This is a genomic window from Sphingomonas sp., from assembly GCF_042091075.1.
In the GTDB taxonomy this organism is placed as follows: Bacteria; Pseudomonadota; Alphaproteobacteria; order Sphingomonadales; family Sphingomonadaceae; genus Sphingomonas.
Window position 1 is genome coordinate 1 of sequence record NZ_JBELIE010000088.1, and the last position, 2,972, is coordinate 2,972.

The 2,972-nt window shown below is 69.2% G+C and carries 3 protein-coding genes; all 3 read right to left on the minus strand.

Translation table 11 applies throughout. From position 1 onward, the window contains the following. Nucleotides 1-1,343: DUF1800 domain-containing protein (locus tag ACFDSW_RS10140; RefSeq protein WP_375250170.1), on the minus strand; the 1,343-nt coding region annotated here is incomplete at its 3' end. An 87-nt stretch (nucleotides 1,344-1,430) separates the two neighbouring features. Then, a complete protein-coding gene (locus tag ACFDSW_RS10145) occupies nucleotides 1,431-2,339 on the minus strand; it encodes a glycosyltransferase family 2 protein (protein ID WP_375250171.1) in 909 nt (302 codons plus the stop codon). Beyond that, nucleotides 2,336-2,972 (minus strand): polysaccharide deacetylase family protein (locus ACFDSW_RS10150; protein ID WP_375250172.1); only part of this gene is annotated, 637 nt, incomplete at its 5' end. The genes ACFDSW_RS10150 and ACFDSW_RS10145, both read right to left, overlap by 4 nt.

Genomic DNA, 2,972 nt, shown 5'->3' on the forward strand with positions numbered 1-2,972 from the left:
GGTCCCGCCCAGCTGCCCGCGATATCGTCGTAACCGACCGGCTGTCCCGGCTTCCAGGTCGGCTGACCAAGCTGATTGAGCAAGCCGACGATCGCCGCCGGCCGCACCGTCGTGACGCCCAGCGCACGGAAAGACGCGATCGTCCATTCCCATGGCGTGCGGAACTTCGGTGCCGGATCGCGCCACGCCTCAGGGGAATCGATCAGCGCGCGATACAGCGTCGGCAGATCGCCGCCGGAGCGCAGATAGACCGCGGTCAGGCGGTCGACCATCGCCGGCGGTGGCGTGTCGCCGCCGATATGCCGCGCCAGTTTGGTCGCGATATGGCGCGCGGTAGCGGGGTCGGCGGCCAGATCGTTCAGCACCGCCGCCGCCTGCGCCTCGCCGCCCGCCGGATAGGCCTTGCCCCTGATCGTCCGGTCGCCCGGCTCGTGCCGGTTCGCGACGAAGCGGAACGTGCCGGGTGCGTCCCGGTCGTCGCGCATACCGCCCGGCCCACGCCCGATCCCCGCGACCGTCCAGCCGGTCAGCGCGCGCGCAAACTCGGTCACGTCCGCCTGCGTATAGCCGGTCCGCACACCCAGCGTGTGCAGTTCCATGATCTCCCGCGCCAGATTCTCGTTCAGCCCCACCTTGCGCTTGCCGCGCGCGCCGATGCGGCGCCCCACCTCGCTGTCCGGCCCGATCGATACCGCCTGATCGAGGTAGAGCAGCATCGCCGGGTGGCGTTCAACCGCGTTCAGCATGTCGGCGAAGCTGCCCAGCACATGAGGCCGGATCGCCTCGAATTCCAGCGTGCCCGCGAGACCGACCATCTGCAGCTTGTCCGCCGACACCGCGAAATGGTTGGCCCAGAAATGCACCATCCGTTCGATGAACGGCGTCGTCGTGGTCAGCGCGCTGGTGGCCCGCGCCGCCACCATCACGGCATAATCCTGCCGCGCCTGACGCGCGGCGGCCTTGCGCGCATCGGCGAACGGGTCCGGCATCACAGGCTGGGCCGCCGCGCCGGACGCCGGGGCGAGCGCATTCATCGGCGGCGGCAGCGGCGCCGCGCCCATCTCGTTCGCTGGGGGAGCAGGCGGGGCGGCAGGCGGGGTGGCAGCGGCGGCCTTCAGCGCCTTGCGTGGTCCGTATTGCTCCCGCAACGCGCGCTGCTGATCGTAGAAGGCCGCCAATTGCGCCGCCACCGCCGCACTGCCCGGCACGTCGCCCGCGCCCGACAGCGGCGCGCGATAGGCGCCGATCTGCTGCACGAGCCATGTACGCGGATCGGCGGGAATTTCCTCACCGGCCCGTGCGCCAAGCCCGAAACGATGTAGCGCGATACTCGCGTCGCTCATACCACCTCTCCGATCACAAGCGGCATGTAAGACGAACTTGTAACGAGAGTTTGCCAGCACCGGCGCCCGCCGAGGTCGGATCACGCCTCAGCGTTGCAGCCAGCGATACCGCGAGATGCTTAGCCCCGGTCGCCAGCGCCAGCCCTGCCACCGGCCAAGCAGTCTGGCGATCCGCAACCGCGCCAGCGCCGGGTCACGGCGCAGCAGCGCGACCAGCGACCCGAGCAGCGGATAGGCGAAGTGATAGACGAGTTGCAGCGGATCGTAGCGATGTTTGCGCAGCACCCGCCCCCAGCCGAGTCCATAGGACCACGAGCGTGCCACGCCGCCGCTGGTGCATCCCGTCGGCGGCAGCGGATGGAAGACGCGCAACGACGGCAGATAGATCATTCGGCCGCCCATCGCGATCACGCGCAGGATATAATCGGTCTCCTCCCCCGACTTGAAGTCGGTCGACGAGCCGAGGCCCAGCGATTCGTCGAAGAAGCCGACGCGGCGGACGGTGTCGGCGCGCAGAAACAGCGTCGCGGACACGCCGCGCATCCACACGTTGTGCTTGGTGATCGGCCCCGGCCGGCGCCCGTCCCCGCCCGCCGCCAGACGGCCATGTTCGTCGGTGCAGCGGCACGTCATTCCGTCCAGATCCGGATCGCGCGCGAACTGCTGCCGCACTGCCGCCAGCAAGCCAGCGGGATACCAGCAATCATCGTCGGGAAAGGCGATGATCGCGCCGCGGCATCGCGCGATGCCGACGTTGCGCGCGCGCGACAATCCCGGTTGCGCGGTCATGTGGCGGATCGTCAGTTCGTTGGCGTAGCGCTTGCACAGATCGCGCACCTCGTCGGTCGCATTCTGGTCGACGACGATGATCTCCACCCGATCGTCGTCCTGCGCGATGACGCTGTCAAAGAAGCGGTCGAGATCATGTCCGGTGCCGTAGGTCGCCAGCACCAGGCTGATCTCCGGCTGCTCGCGGGCGTCGCGGCCGTCGCTCACGCCGTACCCCTCAGCCATCGTTTGATGGCGCGCGGCACCGGCGACATATAGGCAAGCGCGACGTCCGCGTGCCGCGCCTTGTTCGCGATCAGCACGCGCGGCAGCGTGAACGGATCGCGCGCGCGCGACCATGCGCCATGCACCGTGGTGAAGGCCGCGCGATACCCCGCCCGCGCCGCGACATCGGGAGCGAGCGGGCCATATTCGTCGGGCTGGCCAAAGGGATAGGCCAGATAATCGACCGGCGCCCCGATCCGCTCCGCAATTTCGCCGCGCACGGCGATCAGTTCATCCTGCAGCGTCGCGGCATCGCACCGCGACAGCATCGGATGCGTCCGCGTATGCGCGCCGATCGTCACCAGTGGCGAGCGGTGCAGCGCCCGTACCGCCGACCAGTCGAGGCAGGACGCATAGGGGCGATAGGTGGCCAGCCGCGGATTGGCGTGCTGCAACTGTTCGAAGCGAGCTCGCTGGCCATAAGCGGAGAGGGCGCGGAATTGCGCCACCAGTTCGTCATGCACCGCGGCCTTGCGCTCGGCCGGCAACGCGATCGCAGCGCCGTCGATCCTGATCGCCGGCGAATCACGCACCCGGCGCTCCAGCGAATCCCCCCCCAAGGGCATCGACCCGTCG